Below are 733 nucleotides of genomic sequence, written 5' to 3' on the forward strand. Positions count from 1 at the left end.
GCATACAAATAAGTGTTCACCCTGCTCTTAATATCACTCACCTAAAAGACTCCGTCGACACACACTTACAGCCCAGAAACCCTGTTAAATTGGATTTCCAGACTAATACCTGAGACTAATAAACGCTCCAGTATACCCCATTCAGAGCATGGGGTCATGACTGCTCTGAATATGGAACTTTAATTATCCTGAAGACTTGCTGAATGGGCATTCATGCACTTTAATTAGTAATCATAAATACATCCCGTGGAAAGACCTTTTCATATGACAACACGCGTCCTGATCTGCGACGACTCCAGCGTAGCTAGAAAGCAAATGGCGAGAACCTTGCCAAGTGACTGGGAAATAGAAGTTTCATTTGCGAAACATGGTGAAGAAGCATTGGCAGCCATTAAAGAGGGTTTGGGAGACATTATGTTTCTCGACCTCAACATGCCAGTCATGGATGGTTATGAAACCTTAGAGCAGATTCAGAAACAAGATTTGCCAACGATGGTAATTGTCGTATCAGGAGATATTCAACCTGAAGCACATGAACGCGTTAAGGCTCTAGGCGCAATCGACTTCATTAAGAAACCTACTTCGACTGAAGCGCTCACAGAGCTACTTGAGAAATTTGGCCTTTACAGAGCACCAGAGCCCTCAGCCGCTCCTGCTACGCCTGCAAGAGCACCGATAATTAAGAAAGGTGAAATCGGCAATATTGGCACCCGCGACTGCATGCAAGAAATAG

1 protein-coding gene is annotated in these 733 nt (G+C 44.3%); it reads left to right on the forward strand.

The annotated features are described in order from the left end of the window. Window positions 1–264: 264 nt before the first annotated feature. Window positions 265–733 (forward strand): response regulator (locus A3763_RS01360; RefSeq protein ID WP_156494810.1); only part of this gene is annotated, 469 nt, incomplete at its 3' end.

The organism is Oleiphilus sp. HI0128 (assembly GCF_001635365.1).